Annotated in this window: 15 protein-coding genes; 14 read left to right on the forward strand and 1 reads right to left on the reverse strand. The window is 60.9% G+C overall.

All coding sequences use genetic code 11. The features are described from left to right. Positions 1–26: 26 nt before the first annotated feature. Positions 27–1493 carry an aldehyde dehydrogenase gene (locus FEZ60_RS12290; RefSeq protein ID WP_116101390.1) on the reverse strand — a complete coding sequence of 489 codons (1467 nt, stop codon included), beginning with the start codon at positions 1491–1493 and terminating at the stop codon, positions 27–29. Between the two features lie 224 nt (positions 1494–1717). Between FEZ60_RS12290 and FEZ60_RS12295 the strand changes: the two genes are divergently transcribed. From FEZ60_RS12295 to FEZ60_RS12360, 14 genes are all read left to right on the forward strand, one after another. Next, on the forward strand, positions 1718–2575 hold the full coding sequence (locus FEZ60_RS12295) for a mycofactocin-coupled SDR family oxidoreductase (RefSeq protein ID WP_092800368.1): 858 nt from the start codon (positions 1718–1720) through the stop codon (positions 2573–2575). 101 nt (positions 2576–2676) lie between these two features. Further along, complete coding sequence (locus FEZ60_RS12300; RefSeq protein ID WP_033230876.1) at positions 2677–3252, forward strand: TetR family transcriptional regulator; 576 nt, start codon at positions 2677–2679, stop codon at positions 3250–3252. Further along, the gene (locus tag FEZ60_RS12305; RefSeq protein WP_172936172.1) at positions 3249–4454 is read left to right on the forward strand and encodes a cytochrome P450; all 1206 of its coding nucleotides are present in this window, start codon (positions 3249–3251) and stop codon (positions 4452–4454) included. Before FEZ60_RS12300 ends, FEZ60_RS12305 begins: the two co-directional genes overlap by 4 nt. After that, a complete protein-coding gene (locus FEZ60_RS12310) occupies positions 4454–5260 on the forward strand; it encodes an SDR family oxidoreductase (protein WP_033230874.1) in 807 nt (268 codons plus the stop codon). Before FEZ60_RS12305 ends, FEZ60_RS12310 begins: the two co-directional genes overlap by 1 nt. Beyond that, positions 5257–6669 (forward strand): cytochrome P450, encoded by a 1413-nt coding sequence (locus tag FEZ60_RS12315; RefSeq protein ID WP_172936173.1) that lies wholly within the window; start codon positions 5257–5259, stop codon positions 6667–6669. Before FEZ60_RS12310 ends, FEZ60_RS12315 begins: the two co-directional genes overlap by 4 nt. A gap of 3 nt (positions 6670–6672) precedes the next feature. Further along, complete coding sequence (locus tag FEZ60_RS12320; RefSeq protein ID WP_045070099.1) at positions 6673–6867, forward strand: ferredoxin; 195 nt, start codon at positions 6673–6675, stop codon at positions 6865–6867. Between the two features lie 16 nt (positions 6868–6883). Next, positions 6884–7435 (forward strand): hypothetical protein, encoded by a 552-nt coding sequence (locus FEZ60_RS12325; protein ID WP_045070097.1) that lies wholly within the window; start codon positions 6884–6886, stop codon positions 7433–7435. Then, on the forward strand, positions 7429–8688 hold the full coding sequence (locus FEZ60_RS12330; RefSeq protein ID WP_033230870.1) for a hypothetical protein: 1260 nt from the start codon (positions 7429–7431) through the stop codon (positions 8686–8688). Before FEZ60_RS12325 ends, FEZ60_RS12330 begins: the two co-directional genes overlap by 7 nt. Positions 8689–8714: 26 nt before the next feature. Continuing rightward, positions 8715–10352, forward strand: coding sequence for an acyl-CoA synthetase (locus FEZ60_RS12335; RefSeq protein WP_033230869.1), 1638 nt, complete (start codon positions 8715–8717; stop codon positions 10350–10352). Positions 10353–10399: 47 nt separating this feature from the next. Beyond that, positions 10400–11653 (forward strand): cytochrome P450, encoded by a 1254-nt coding sequence (locus tag FEZ60_RS12340; protein ID WP_172936174.1) that lies wholly within the window; start codon positions 10400–10402, stop codon positions 11651–11653. Positions 11654–11689: 36 nt separating this feature from the next. Next, positions 11690–12430 (forward strand): ABC transporter permease, encoded by a 741-nt coding sequence (locus FEZ60_RS12345; RefSeq protein ID WP_045071049.1) that lies wholly within the window; start codon positions 11690–11692, stop codon positions 12428–12430. A gap of 5 nt (positions 12431–12435) precedes the next feature. Beyond that, on the forward strand, positions 12436–13287 hold the full coding sequence (locus FEZ60_RS12350) for an ABC transporter permease (protein ID WP_045071047.1): 852 nt from the start codon (positions 12436–12438) through the stop codon (positions 13285–13287). A 9-nt stretch (positions 13288–13296) separates the two neighbouring features. Next, positions 13297–14466, forward strand: coding sequence for an MCE family protein (locus FEZ60_RS12355; RefSeq protein ID WP_095886432.1), 1170 nt, complete (start codon positions 13297–13299; stop codon positions 14464–14466). Next, positions 14463–15485, forward strand: coding sequence for an MlaD family protein (locus FEZ60_RS12360; protein ID WP_095886431.1), 1023 nt, complete (start codon positions 14463–14465; stop codon positions 15483–15485). Before FEZ60_RS12355 ends, FEZ60_RS12360 begins: the two co-directional genes overlap by 4 nt. The last annotated feature ends 5 nt before the right edge of the window (positions 15486–15490 follow it).

The raw sequence follows: 15490 nt of genomic DNA on the forward strand, positions 1-15490 counted from the left end.
CGAGGTGACGGATGTGTGTGAGGTGCTTATGCGGGGGATGCGACGAGCTTTGTCTCGAGGTATTCCTCGAAACCGGCGAGGCCCATCTCTCGGCCGATTCCGGATTGCTTGTAGCCGCCGAACGGGGCATCGGCGGAATACCACACTCCACCGTTAACGCTCAAAGTTCCGGTGCGTACACCAGCGACGACGCGGTTGACGCGATCGGGATCGGTGCCCCACACCGAACCTGACAGGCCGTACGGAGAGTCGTTGGCGATGCGGATGGCATCGTCGTCATCGTCGAACGGAATGATCACCAGTACCGGACCGAATATCTCTTCTTGGGCGACCCGTGACGAGTTTTCCAGTCCCGCAATCAAAGTGGGCTCGATGAAGTATCCGCGCGGTTGATCGTCCGGTCGGCCGCCGCCGGTGACCACGGTGCCCCCTTCGTCCTGGGCCAGCTTCAGATAGCCTTCGACGCGTTCGCGTTGGCGTGCGGAGCTCAGCGGTCCGCAGATGGTTCCCGGTATCGACGGATCGGCAGCACGAATGCCGGCCATGGTCCGGGTGGCGGCGGCAAGCGCTTCGTCGTATCGGCTGCGCGGCACCAATAGTCGCGTGCTCAAAGCGCAGCCCTGCCCGGCGTGGACGCACACCGAGAATGCGGCGACGGAACTGGCGGATTTGATGTCGGCATCGTCGAGGACGATGAAGGCAGATTTTCCGCCAAGTTCGAGGAACACCTTTTTCAGGGTGCTCGACGCGGTAGACATCACCGCACGCCCGGTCGCGGTGGATCCGGTGAAGGAGATCAGGTCGACACGGGGGTCGGCGCACAGTTGTGTGCCGAGCGAGTGGTCCGTGGAGGTGATGATGTTGACGACGCCGGCGGGGATGTCGGTCTCCTCGGCGATCACCTTGCCTACCAACGCGGCACACCACGGTGTGTCCGGTGCCGGTTTGAGAACAATGGTGTTGCCGGCGGCGAGCGCCGGACCCAGTTTGGCGAAGTTGATCTGGTGTGGAAAATTCCACGGAGTGATGGCACCGACCACCCCGACGGCTTCCTTGAGTAGCTGACGGTGGGTGGGGACTCCCATCGGCGAGGCATTCCCGAGATCCTGTTGCCACGAATAGGATTCGATCAGTTGTGCCCAATATCGGAGGTCGTCGATCGGTCCTTCGAGTTGGGGGCCGCTGGTCAACATCCGCGGTGCCCCGACCTCGGCGATCGTGATGTCGCGCAGCTCTTCGATATGAGACTCGAGAGCATCGCAGAGTTGGCGAAGGCAGTGTGCGCGAAATGTGTGGTTCCGAGACCAATTGGTGGTGTCGAAGGCGCGACGGGCCGCGGCGATTGCGGCGTCCATGTCGACGGAGGTGCCTTCGGCCGCTTGACCGAGTACTTCCTCGGTGGCGGGATTGAGTATGTCGAAGGTGCCGCCGGAACCGGGAACAAGTTTGCCGTCGACAAGAAGGGCGGAACTGTCTGTGGGTCGAAGGTTCATAGCGTGAACTCTTCCTTTCTGGACATATGTCTGGACTCTAGTTCACACAATCGTCCATGGCAATGAGTTTCGGGCATAAGCGATTTGGGTACCGAGAATTCGAAAACTGTCTTGGTTAGTCGGTTCGGGCGCTACGGTTCTCCACCAGATATCCCCGATCCGGTGTCCTGCTGTGGGCCTGGGCGGTTCCCTTCGTGTGTCGATCCGAGTGCAGGAGTAGGCCGATGAACAGAGTTGCTGGAAAAGTTGTCCTGGTGACGGGCGCCGCCCGTGGCCAGGGGCGCAGTCATGCGGTGCGTCTAGCTCAGGAAGGTGCGGACGTCATAGCGTTCGACATCTGCGCCGACATCGCAACCAACGAGTACCCGCTGGCCACCCAAGATGATTTGGATGAGACCGCGAGGCTGGTCAAGGAAACCGGGCGCCGCGTTGTCGCAGCGAGGGTGGACGTTCGAGATCGGGCCGGCGTCGAAGAAGCCCTGGCAGAGGGCGTGGAAACGCTCGGCGGGTTACATGTGGTTGTTGCCAATGCCGGGATCTGTCCGCTGGGTAAGCATGTCTCCAATTCCGGCTTCGTCGACGCGTTCGACGTGAACTTTCTCGGTGTCGTGAACACCGTCCATGCGGGTTTGGAATACCTGGGGGAGGGCGGATCGATCATTGCTATCGGGTCCGTGGCCGGCCTGGTTCCGCAGACCGGATTCAACGGTCAACAGGCGCTGCAAGGGCCTGGCGGTGACGGATACGGCTTGGCCAAGAAGATGATTCAGACGTACACCATGTCGTTGGCATTGACACTGGGGCCGAGTTCGATTCGGGTCAATGCGATCCATCCGACCAATGTGAACACGAACATGCTGCAGAGCTTGCCCATGTATCGGACCTTTCGTCCGGATTTGGAGAACCCGACCGCGGAAGATGCCGCTGTGACGTTTCCTTTCATGCAGGCGATGCCGACGCCATGGGTGGAACCGGAGGACATCTCGCACGCGGTGGTGTATTTGTCGTCGGACGAGTCGCGATTTGTCACGGGTCAGCAGCTTCGGGTTGATGCGGGCGCCGGTATGAAGATCGGCCTCTAAGGTGCGCTTTTCGGCTGTGACCGGCGCGAATGACTGGCTCGCTAACACTGAAATTTCGAATTCATTGCCCTGGACAGGTACCTGTAGTAACGTCCAGACATGTGTCCAGTCATGGTTACGAATCGACTCGCCGACGCCTCAACGGTAAGCAGGCAGACACCGTCTCCAAGCTCACCGAAGCCGCCGTTGTCGTGCTCCGTGAGCATGAATATTCCGGTTTGACTGTGCGCGCCGTCGCTGCCGAGGCCGGGGTGGGAGCAGCAACCGCCTATACCTACTTCTCGTCGAAGGAGCATCTTGTTGCCGAGGTCTTCTGGCGCCGGTTGCGAGCGTTCCCGAGCTCGGACGGCACCGGTTCGGACCCCACCGCCCGAGTGTTGGCCGTACTGCGCAACATTGCGTTGCTGCTGGCCGATGAACCGCAGGTGTCGGCGGCCGTGACCAATGCATTGCTGGGCACCGATCCTGAGGTTGAGCATCTTCGCGACCGGATCGGATTCGAGATTCACAGCAGGTTGGTTGCGGCAATGGATCCGGTAGTAAATCCACATCGGATCGAGGCAATTGAAATGCTGTATGCCGGAGCACTTTTGCGGGCCGGAATGGGATATGGGACTTACGAGTACATTGCCGGACGCCTGGAGGCTTCCGCACGACTGATCTTGGAGCATCCATGACCGAAGCATTGATCGAACCGGTGGTGTTCAATCCGTACGACTACCACTTTCACGACGACCCGTATCCGACCTACGCGCGATTGCGGAATGAAGCTCCGATCTACCACAACGACGACGTCGGATTCTGGGCGCTGTCACGGTATTCGGACGTTCTGAGTGCATTCAAGGACAACAAGCGACTCTCGAGTGCGAACGGGGTTTCGCTCGACCCGGCAGCATACGGGCCCCATGCGCATTACGTGATGTCCTTTCTTGCCATGGACGATCCGCGGCATATGCGTCTGCGGCAGTTGGTGTCTCGCGGTTTCACACCCCGCCGTGTTGCCGAACTGGACTCGCGGATACTCGAGCTCACCACGGCGCACCTGACTCCGGCACTTGCCACTGGGGAATTCGACTGGATATCCGAAGTGGCCGGCAAATTGCCGATGGACGTGATCTCCGAGTTGATGGGCGTTCCGGAACCGGATCGCGCGGAACTGCGGAGAAAAGCAGATCTGGTTGTGCACCGCGAAGACGGCGTCCTCGACGTACCGCCGGCTGCGGTGGAAGCGTCGATCAGCCTCATGAACTACTACAAGGACATGATCGCCGAGCGTCGTCGTTCACCAACCGGCGATTTGACATCAGCGCTGCTCGATGCCGAAATCGACGGAGACAAACTGTCGGATGCCGAGATTCTGGGCTTCATGTTTCTGATGGTCGTTGCCGGAAACGAAACCACCACCAAACTTCTCGGAAACGCCCTGTACTGGGGCTCGCACAATCGCAACGAGATTGCGGCGGTTCTTCGTGATCCGGATCTGTCAGCGGAGTGGGTGGACGAAACGCTGCGCTACGACACGTCGAGTCAGATCGTGGCTCGCACGACCACTGTCGATCTCGAGTACTACGGCACTACGGTTCCGGCGGGGGAGAAGATGCTGCTCCTGATCGGTTCGGCCAATCGAGATCCGGACGTCTTCGACGATGCAGACGCGTTTCGCCTCGGACGTAATTCTGCCAACAAGTTGGCGAGTTTCGGTGCGGGCGTTCACTTTTGCCTCGGCGCTCACCTGGCGCGGCTCGAAGCGAAGATCGCTCTTGCCGAATTTGCCCGCCACGTGCGCGATTACGAGGTGGACGAGGCGGGTATCGAGAGAGTCCATTCGACAAATGTGCGGGGCTTCGCTGCCCTGCCGGTGAAGGTGCAGGTGCGCTGATGCCTCGTTTCGAACCCAACCCGGCCCGGCGGACCGCTTTGATCAGCGGCGCATCGTCGGGTATCGGCACCGCGGCGGCCTATGCCCTGTCGGAGCTCGGTCACCCAGTCGTCCTCGGAGCGAGGCGGGAAGCCGAGTGCGAGGCGATTGCCGAAAAGATCCGCAGCAACGGCGGCGAAGCCATGGCACATTTCCTCGACGTCACTGACGGCAGCTCGGTGGATGCGTGTGTCACTGCCGCCGAAAAAGCGATGGGGCCAGTGGAAATCGTCGTATCGGGTGCCGGTGATCTCGAATTCGGTGCCGCCGATCAAATGGAACCCGAACGGTTCTTGCGTCAGGTCGAGGTCCATCTTGTCGGTGCACAACGGCTCGCTCACCGAATCCTGCCCGGCATGAGGGAGCGGCAACGGGGTGATTTTGTGCTGATCGGTTCGGATTGCGCCGACCGGCAACGTCCGCTCATGGGTGCTTACGACGCGTCGAAAGCCGGCCTCGAAGCAATGGGGCGTCAGATGCGAATGGAACTCGAAGGCACGGGCATTCGCGCCTCGATCGTGAGGCCTGGACCGACGTTGACCGGGATGGGAATGGACACGACGCCGGAGATCATCGGCCCCGTCGGCGAATCGTGGGCCAGGTGGGGCTTCGCGCGACACGGCTACATGCTGCGGCCGTCCGATATCGCAAACGCCATCGTTGCCGTCGTGACCGCTCCCCGAGGTGCGCACCTCGTTCTGGTGGAGGTTCAGCCGGAAGCTCCACTCAATCCTCGTCCTACTCACACTTCGCAGGAGACGACATGACTCACGGCGTACAGGAGAATCCGCGCACGCTGCCGCAGCCCCCGCGGGTGTCCGGCGGCGAACTCGAACACGGTCATCTCGAAGAACTGCGTACCGATCCGATCGCATTGATGCGCCGGGTCCGCGACGAGTGCGGCGACGTGGGAGCCTTCCAACTAGCCGATCGCACGGTGATCCTGCTGTCCGGCGCCGAGGCAAACGAATTCTTCTTCCGTTCGACTGACGAGGACCTCGACCAGCAAGCTGCGTACCCGTTCATGAAGCCGATCTTCGGTGAGGGGGTGGTGTTCGACGCCAGTCCTGAGCGGCGCAAGGAAATGCTGCACAACTCGGCACTGCGCGGCGAGCAGATGAAAGGCCATGCTTCGACAATCGGCACGGAAGTCGAAGCGTTGGTGGCAGAGTGGGGCGACGAGGGCGAGATTGATCTGCTCGATTTCTTCGCCGAGTTAACCATCTACACGTCGTCGGCCTGCCTGATCGGAAAGAAATTCCGCGACGAACTCGACGACAGTTTTGCCAAGCTCTATCACGAACTGGAACAGGGCACCGACGCGCTTGCCTTTGTCGATCCGTATGCGCCGATCGAGAGCTTTCGCCGACGCGACGAAGCGAGACTGGCTTTGGTTGCGCTGGTTCAGGAGATCATGAACGGGCGGATTGCGAATCCTCCCCATGGCAAGGACGACCGGGACATGCTCGACATCCTGGTTTCGGTCAAGGACGAGAACGGTGAGCTGCGCTTCAGTGCGGACGAGATCACCGGAATTTTCATTTCGATGATGTTTGCCGGTCACCACACGACATCCGGGACCGCGGCGTGGTCGTTGATCGAATTGTTACGCCATCCCGTCGTCATGGCCGACGTCGTCGAGGAACTCGACAGTTTGTACGCAGACGGTGCCGACATCAGTTTTCACGCGCTGCGCCAGATCCCGGTTCTCGAAGCCGTGGTGAAGGAAACACTGCGACTGCATCCGCCGCTGATTATCTTGCTGCGGGTGGCGCGCGGCGACTTCGAGGTAGGTGGTTTCGAAATTCGCGAAGGTGATCTGGTGGCGGCCACCCCGGCAATTTCCAATCGCATTCCCGAAGACTTCCCGAATCCCGACGAATTCGATCCGGGCCGCTACATCGATCCACGTCAGGAAGACATCGTCAATCGATGGACGTGGATTCCGTTCGGAGCGGGCAGGCATCGGTGCGTCGGCGCGGCGTTTGCCCAAATGCAGCTCAAGGCGATCTTTTCGATTCTGCTGCGCGACTACGAATTCGAGATGACCCAACCGTCGGAAAGCTATCGCAACGATCACAGCAAGATGGTTGTGCAATTGGAGCAGCCGTGCTCGGTCAGATATCGGCGGCGAACCGGTACAGGCAGTCGATCCGATACTGGCAGGGGAGCGTGAGTCATGCGTGTCGAAGTCGACCTGGATCTGTGTCAGGGCCACGCCGCCTGCGAATTGGAAGCGCCGGACGTTTTTGTGGTTCCGAAAAGGGGCAAGGTCGAAGTGTCCGATCAGCCGCTGCCGGACGAGCAGCGACACGAGGTGGAAATGGCAGTGCGTTACTGCCCGACAGGCGCACTGAAAATTGTCGAGGACTGACCAGGGAGAGGTTCACATGACCGGATTCGACCGCGCCGAGCTCGACGACATGGTGCAACGCTGGATTGACGCGAACAAGAAGGCCGAGGCCGCCGGCGACTGGAAGCCGTTGGCGGACATGTACACCGAGGACGCGACCTACGGCTGGAACTACGGCCCCAAACAGGATTTCATGGCGATCGGTCGGGAAGAGATCCGCACCGTCGCGCTAGGTCTCGAGATGAACGGCCTCGAAGGCTGGGAGTATCCCTATCAGGACTTTGTGATCGACGAGCGCAGTGGCAACGTCATCGGACTGTGGAAACAGATCTCCGACGCCAAACGAGACGACGGCAGTAACTACTCCGTCTACGGCATCGGCGGTAGTTGGTTCCGGTACGGCGGAAATTTCCAATGGTCCTGGCAGCGTGACTTCTTCGACTTCGGAAACGTCTCGGCACTGTTCATGGAGATGATCCAGAACAACGCGCTGTCCAAAGGTATGCAGGCACGCATTCAGCGATCGATCTCCGGCGAACCACTCCCAGGCTGGTATCGCGCGGGTACCTCGCCGGTTCCACTGTGGTGAGTCCGGTGACTGTCGGTGGGTCCTTCGAGACGCTCTCGCGCGGCGACCTTGCTGTGTTGGTGCCAGAACTCCTGCTCTGTGGTCAGCTGATCGACAGATCCGGGATGGCGCACCTGATCGTGGAGTACGGGCGCGAAGGCATGGCGGAGGTTGCGATCGCGGAGTGGGAATCCGCCAGTCCTTGGTACACCCGCCGGATGCAGAAGGCGCTGCGGTACGAGGGTGACGACGTCGTGACCATTTTCAAAGGACTGCAACTCGACATCGGGGCCCCGCCGCAGTTCATGGATTTCCGCTATCGCGTCGACGACCCGCAACACGGTGAGTTCTGGCTCGACCATTGTGGCGCTCTGACCGACGTCGAACCGCTGGGGGACGAGTTCGTCACCACCATGTGTCATGACATCGAAGACCCGACGTTCGACGCGACGGCGATAGCAACCAATGCGCATGCGCAGATCCGTCCGATCCATCGGCCGCCGCGCAAACCTGCTGACAGGCACCCACACTGTGCGTGGACAGTCGTAATCGACCCGTCGCATGTCCCGCCCGTCATGACGGCCCACACCGAGCAGATCGGCCGGACTGCTGCGGTGTCGGTTGAGTTGAGTCCGATCGACGGCAGCGACGACGGGGCGGCCGACTACTCGGGACCGCTGCTCTCGGATCTGCGTTTCTCCGACTTCTCCCAGTCAGCGCTGGTTCGTATCGCGCAGGAAGTGTGCCTGCAACACCACCTACTTGCGCTGGGGTTTCTGCTCGCGGTGCGCGGGCGCAGTAGTGCGGACAAAGCTCGAGAAATTACGCTCAAACAACTCACCGGAATTGCAGGCGTCGCTTCGCAGCGCATCCGCGACGCATTGGGTCTGCCGCCGGATCTGGAAGGCCTGTCGGTGGTGCTGGAGCTACATCCGTTGCTCAATCCGAAGCAATATGTCGAGCGTGAAATTCGCTGGGATGGAGAGAGTCTCGAGATCTTGATTTCGCGGACCGGCCTGGTTGACGCCGACGGTGGCTGGCCCACTCTGATCGACGGTGAGCATCTGGATCCGCTTCAGGCACTGGTACGCGGCGTGAATCCACATTTCACAGCCCGGGTGCTCGACGATTCCGAGGCCGGGCTTTTGATCACGGTCGATACGACGGCGGAGGCTGCGCCGGAATGTGTCGAGGTCGCCATCACCAAAGTGAGCAGCGGCGCAGCATTTGCTTTCGAAGATCGTGGAATTCCGTTGCCTCTCTTCGTGGTTTGAGTGGCTGACCCTGAAAAGGATCGTTCATGGCCTACACGTTTGCAGACCTTTTCGAGCATTCCGTCGATGCGATGCCTGATCGACGAGCGCTGATCGTGTCGGGGGAGGAAGTGACGTACCGCGAACTCGACTCGCGGGCCAACCGTCTGGCACATCATTTCCTGTCGTTGGGTTTCGGGCACGGCACCCATATCGGAATTCAGATGCACAATTCGATCGAGACGATGGTTGCGGTCCTCGCATCGTTCAAGGTTCGCGCCGTTCCGATCACCGTGAACTATCGGTACACCACCGACGAGTTGGTGTACCTCTACGACAACGCCGATCTCGAGGCACTCGTGTTCCATCGGGGGTACTCCGCTCGCGTCGCCGAGGCCCTGGAATCCACGCCTCGGGTGAAGCACGCTGTGGTGGTGCCGGACGAGCTTGCATCGGGTGCCGAACCGCCCGTGCCAGGCGCGGTCGCGTACGAGAACGCGCTGTCGCCGCAATCTCCGGAACGCACCGGTAGTGACGCGTTCGACGAGCGGAGCGGAGACGACCCGTACATTCTCTACACGGGCGGAACCACCGGACGACCCAAGGGCGTGGTGTGGCGTCAAGAGGACATCTGGCGAGTTCTGGCCGGTGGCTATGATTTCTACACGGGTGAGCCGATTGCCGACGAGTACCAACAATCCCGTGGCGGCGCAGCGGCTGCAGAACCTATGCGATGGTGCATGCTGCCACCGCTCATCCACACGTCGGCCTTGATGCCGACGTTCAACGCACTGTTCTCAGGCAACACCGTGATCTTCGAACCACGGTTCGATGCGGCACACGTCTGGAAAGTTGTTGCCGAATACCGGCCACAGGTCATGGTGATCACCGGTGACGCAATGGGGCGGCCTTTGGTGGAAGCGCACCGCGAACTACAACCAGATGCGTCCAGCTTGGCGGTTCTCGCGTCCGGGGCGGCGCTGTTCTCCGGTTCGGTGAAGGACGCCTTCTTCGAGGTGTTCCCGAATCTGATGATCTCCGACTCGGTGGGCTCTTCCGAAACAGGCTTCGGCGGTATCGGATTCGCAGCCAAAGGGTTGAAGCAGCACGGTGGACCCAGGGTGGGTTCCAACCGGTTCACGGTGGTAGTCGACGATGACAACCGGATTCTGCCACCGGGTTCCGGCGCCGAGGGGTGGCTGGCAAAACTCGGCAACGTCCCACTCGGCTACTACAAGGATCCGGTGAAGTCGGCGGAAATCTTCCGAACGGTGGACGGCGGACGGGCAGTGGTCACCGGAGACCGCGCCCGGATCGAGGACGACGGTTCCATCACGCTGCTCGGCCGGGGCAACATGGTGGTCAATACCGGCGGCGAGAAAGTATTCGTCGAAGAGGTCGAGGCCGTCGTCAAGGCCCATCCGGATATCTACGACGCCACCGTCATCGGGCTGCCGGACGAACGCTGGGGAAGCCGAGTCTCGGCCGTGGTCAGGGTGCGCGATGGTGTTGTTCCGGATTTCGAGTCGATCGAGAAACACACTCGGAGCCAGCTTGCCGGGTACAAGATTCCGCGTGCGTTCTGGATTGCGTCCGAGGTGGTGCGAGCGCCAAGCGGAAAACCCGACTACCGCTGGGCGAAGGAGTACGCCCTCGGTCAGGAGCCGGTTCACCGCATCGATTAGTCCGCCTCGGCGCGCGCGGCGCCTTGCCTGCAAGAGGAGCAACCGAAATGCCCGAGCTGAACCTTCCCGACGGCTTCGATGTCACCGACCCTCAGATGTACGGCAAGCGTGTTCCCCTTGCCGAGTTCGCGGAACTACGCCGCTGCGCTCCGGTGTGGTGGAACGCGCAGGAACCGGGAACCGGCGGTTTCCACGACGGTGGCGCCTGGGTAGTGTCGCGGCACGCCGACGTGCGTGACGTGTCGCTGCGTTCGGAGGAGTTCTCCAACAACGTCAACGGGTGCGTCCCACGCCATGAAGACAACATCACCGCCGAAGAACTGGAAGTCAGTAAATACGTTCTGATCAACAAGGACGCGCCCGAACATACCCAGTTGCGCAAGTTGGTGGCGCGATTGTTCACACCCAGGTCCGTCGAAGCGATGCGAGCCGGGCTCGAAGAGCGAGCCGAAGAGATTGCGAAATCCGCGGCGGCGTCGGGTTCCGGTGATTTTGTCCAGCAGGTTGCCAGTGAGCTACCGATGCAGGCGATCTCGGACCTCATCGGAGTTCCGCAGGAGGCTCGACGCCAGCTCTACGAATGGTCGAATCAGATGACCGGATACGACGACGAATCGATGGCCGGGGAGTCTAGAATGGCGTCGGCGCAGATACTCGGGTACGCGTATCAGCTTGCCGAGGCTCGTCGCGACGAACCGCTCGACGACATCATTTCGCGATTGGTCCAGGCGAACGTGGACGGTGAGGCTCTCACGCCGGAACAGTTCGGCTTCTTTGTCATCATGTTGGCGGTTGCGGGCAACGAGACAACACGCAATGCAACAACACTCGGGATGATGGCGTTTCTGGCGTACCCGGATCAATGGGAACTGTACAAGCGTGAGCGTCCACGCACGGCGGCCGACGAGATAATTCGCTGGGCGTCGCCGCTGACGTCATTCCAACGTACGGCGTTGGTGGACACTCAGATTGCCGGAACTCCGATCAAGAAGGGGCAGCGTGTTGTGCTCCTGTATGGATCGGCGAACTTCGACGAATCTGCGTTCGAGAACCCGGACGTATTCGACATTCTTCGTGATCCCAATCCGCACTTGGCTTTTGGTGGTACCGGGCCACACTACTGCGTCGGCGCCAACCTGGCCCGGATGGAGATCGACCTGATTTTCAACAAGATCGCCGACCACATGCCGGACATCAGCAAACTTGGTGATCCCAGCCGGTTGGCATCAGGGTGGATCAACGGGATCAAGGAATTCAGGGTCGATTACGGCAACAACGCCTCGTGTCCCGTGGAGCACTGAACCGTGTACACCGGGCGGGTCTCGCTGGCAGCGCCGATGCGTCAACTCGGTCAGTTCTACAAAATGGGTGCCGATGTTGCGGTGGGACTGGTACGCACACGCTTTCAGGTGCAGGAGTTTCTCGAACAGAGTTGGATGATCGCGCGGGTGTCGCTGGTACCGACGGTTCTGGTGGCAGTGCCGTTCACGGTTCTGGTGAGCTTCACTCTCAACATCCTGCTGCGCGAGATCGGTGCTGCCGACCTCAGCGGAGCCGGGGCGGCACTCGGCGCCGTCACCCAGGTCGGGCCAGTGGTCACTGTCCTCATCGTGGCGGGCGCCGGCGCCACCGCCATTGCCGCAGATCTCGGTTCGCGGACCATTCGCGAGGAGATCGACGCGATGGAAGTGCTCGGGATCGATCCGATCAATCGGCTGGTGATTCCCCGGGTTGTCGCGTCGACGGTGGTTGCGTTGCTGCTTAATGGACTTGTGTGCGTCATCGGCATCACCGGCGGCTACATCTTCTCGGTGTTCCTCCAAGGCGTGAATCCCGGTGCGTTTGTCGACGGCATCACGTTGCTCACCGGATTACCCGAAGTTGCCTTGTCGATGGTGAAGGCCGCACTGTTCGGCATGCTCGCCGGACTGGTCGCGTGTTACCGGGGACTGTCCGTCCGTGGCGGTCCGAAAGGTGTTGGCGAGGCTGTCAACGAGACAGTGGTCTACGCATTCATGGCGCTCTTCGTGGTCAATACCATCGTGACTGCGGTGGGCATCAGGCTGACGGCGGGGTGAGCGGCGTGGCACTGGCGGAACTCGGAAAATTCGGGGCGACCCGAGCGCGGATGGCACGTGTGTCGCGGTCCGTCGACGATGTCGGACGGCAAGCGGTCTTCTTCGTCAGAGCTATTGCCTTCATTCCCTGGGCGCTGCGCAAACACCCGAAAGAAGTCTTGCGTCTGGTCGCCGAGATCAGCATGGGAACAGGTGCGTTGGCATTGATCGGCGGCACCGTCGCCGTTGTCGGGTTCCTGACGCTGGCGTCAGGCGGAACCATCGCGATTCAAGGTTTCAGTTCGCTCGGAAACATCGGCGTCGAGGCACTCACCGGGTTCTTCTCCGCGTTCATCAACGTGCGCATCGCCGCGCCGGTCATCGCGGGAATCGGGCTGTCCGCAACGATCGGCGCCGGCTCGACGGCGCAGATCGGTGCGATGCGCATCAGTGAAGAAATCGACGCACTCGAAGCGATGGCGATCAGTTCTGTTCCGTACGTGGTGAGTACGCGCATCGTGGCCGGGATGCTCGCCATTCTGCCGCTGTACTCGTTGGCGCTCGTCGGATCGTTCCTCGCGGGACGTTTCACCACGGTGGTGCTGTTCGGTCAATCGTCCGGGCTCTACGACCACTACTTCACCACCTTTCTCGATCCGGTCGACGTCGCCTGGTCCTTTGTGCAGGTACTGGTGATGGCGTTGCTGGTCATGCTGATTCACACGTACTACGGCTACAGCGCTGTAGGCGGACCCTCGGGGGTGGGCACAGCTGTCGGGCGCGGCGTCCGTCTGTCACTGATTTGTGTTGTGGCGGTGACCCTTCTGGTCTCGCTGGCGCTGTACGGCGGTTCCGGCAACTTCAACTTGTCCGGATAGGGAGAGCGAGTGGAGAGATACGGATACAAGCTTGCGGCATTAGGCTTGGCGTGCGCGATTGTTGCCGTCGTGGCGCTGGCGGTCGCGTCGTTCAATCAGTCGTTCACCACCCGCGTTCCGATAACAATTGTTGCCGAGCGGGCCGGCCTTGTGATGGATCCGGGTGCGCGAGTGAAGATGGCCGGTGTCACCGTCGGGTCCGTCGAGTCGATCGCGCCGGCCGACGATTCCACCGCGACGTTGTCCATCCTTCTCGATCCCGATGCACTCGAGTCGATTCCCGCCAACGTCGATGTCGCGATCACCTCGAACACCGCCTTCGGCGCGAAGTTCGTCAGTATGTCGGCGCCTGCGGATCCGAGCGCCGAGCGATTGACCGCTGGCGCCACCATCGACGCGAATCACGTGACCGTCGAAATCGATACCGTGTTCGAGAAGTTGACGGCCGTCCTGCGGACAGTTGATCCCGGAAAACTCGATCAGACGCTTGGGGCGATTTCCGCCGCGTTGCAAGGTCGCGGGGAGAGGTTGGGCGCCGCACTCGGGAAGGCCGACGCGTCGCTGTCCGAATTCAACAGTGCCGGTGACGCTTTCGACGAGGTTCTCACAGACCTTCCGGTAGTGTCCGGGACATATCGGGCGGCTGTGCTGGATCTGATGGACACCCTCGGCTCGCTCACTGTCACCGGCACCACCGTCCTCGACGAGCAAGAGAATCTGGATCTACTGCTACTCAACGTAATTGGGTTGGCGCGTACCGGAGAAGATGTCCTCGGCGCCAATGCCGACGGTGTGGATACCGTCCTGTCGCTCATGCGGCCAACCACCGAACTTCTCGAGGAGTACTCGCCGGTGATTCCATGCATGTTCCACGGACTCGAGGAGAGCAAGGCAATCGGCGACGGCGCGTACAACGGGCAGCCGGGAATCAAGATGTCGATCGGATTGATCGCAGGCACCGAACCGTATCGCTATCCTGAAGATCTGCCGAAGGTCGCGGCAACCGGCGGACCGCAGTGCATGGGCCTTCCGTTGCGCGATCCGAATGTCAACGCGCCCTACCTGGTGACGGACACGGGTGTGAATCCTTTCGAACCGGAACGTCAGTGGAATGGCGGCCAGCCGATAAACGACATGCCGAACCTGCTCAGTTACCTGTTCGGAACGGCGATTCGATGAAGCGGCGCGGCTACGGCATCAAATTCGGCATCTTCGTGGCGGTGATGTTGCTGGTCAATGCTGGGCTCGTGCTGGTCTTCGGGCAGATGCGAGGAGGCGACGAGCACAGTTACGCAGCCCAATTCGTCAATGTGTCCGGACTGAAATCCGGCGACAAGGTACGGATCGCCGGGGTGCCCGTAGGGACGGTGAGCGCCGTCGAATTCGGTGACGACCACCTTGCTCACGTGAAATTCAGCGTCGATTCGGTGGAGACCCTGACGGAGCAGACCCGGGCGGCAGTGCGTTATCAGGACCTCGTGGGCAACCGCTATCTCGAATTGCTCGACAGTCCCGGCGCCGCGCAACCTATGGCCGCAGGTGCAACCATCCCCACCACCAGGACTGCGCCGGCGCTGGACCTCGACGCGCTGCTCGGTGGCTTCAAACCGTTGTTCCAGGCGCTCGACCCGACCCAGGTCAACGCGCTGTCCCTGTCGCTGCTCGAGGTATTTCAAGGGCAGTCGGGGACAGTGGCGTCGGTGCTCGCACATACCGGATCGATCACCAACACACTTGCCGACCGTGATGTGCTCATCGGCCGGGTCATCAACAATCTTGACGGCGTATTGAGTGAACTACGTGGGCGAGGCGGACAGTTCACCGACACACTCGACCATCTGCAACAACTGGTCAGCGGACTCGCGTCGGACAAGGAACTGATCGGGACTTCGGTGACGAGCATCGATACCGCTGCACAAACTTTCGCAGATCTCCTGGCCGGGGTCAGGCCCGACATCAGTGGCACACTGTCGCAACTCGACCAGAGCTTGGACCCTTTGGTCGAGCAACAAGGCGAGCTCGATCGAATCCTCGCGTCGATGCCGTCGAACTATCGGCAACTGATCCGAGTTGGTGCCTACGGGTCCTTCTTCAACTTCTATCTCTGCGGTATCGCGCTCAAAGTCGACGGGGCTGACGGCAAACCGATGACGGTCGACCTGATCGACCAGACGACCGGAAGGTGCGCACCACGATGAGAGAG

Source organism: Rhodococcus sp. MS16, assembly GCF_013277795.1.
GTDB lineage: Bacteria > Actinomycetota > Actinomycetes > Mycobacteriales > Mycobacteriaceae > Rhodococcus_F > Rhodococcus_F globerula.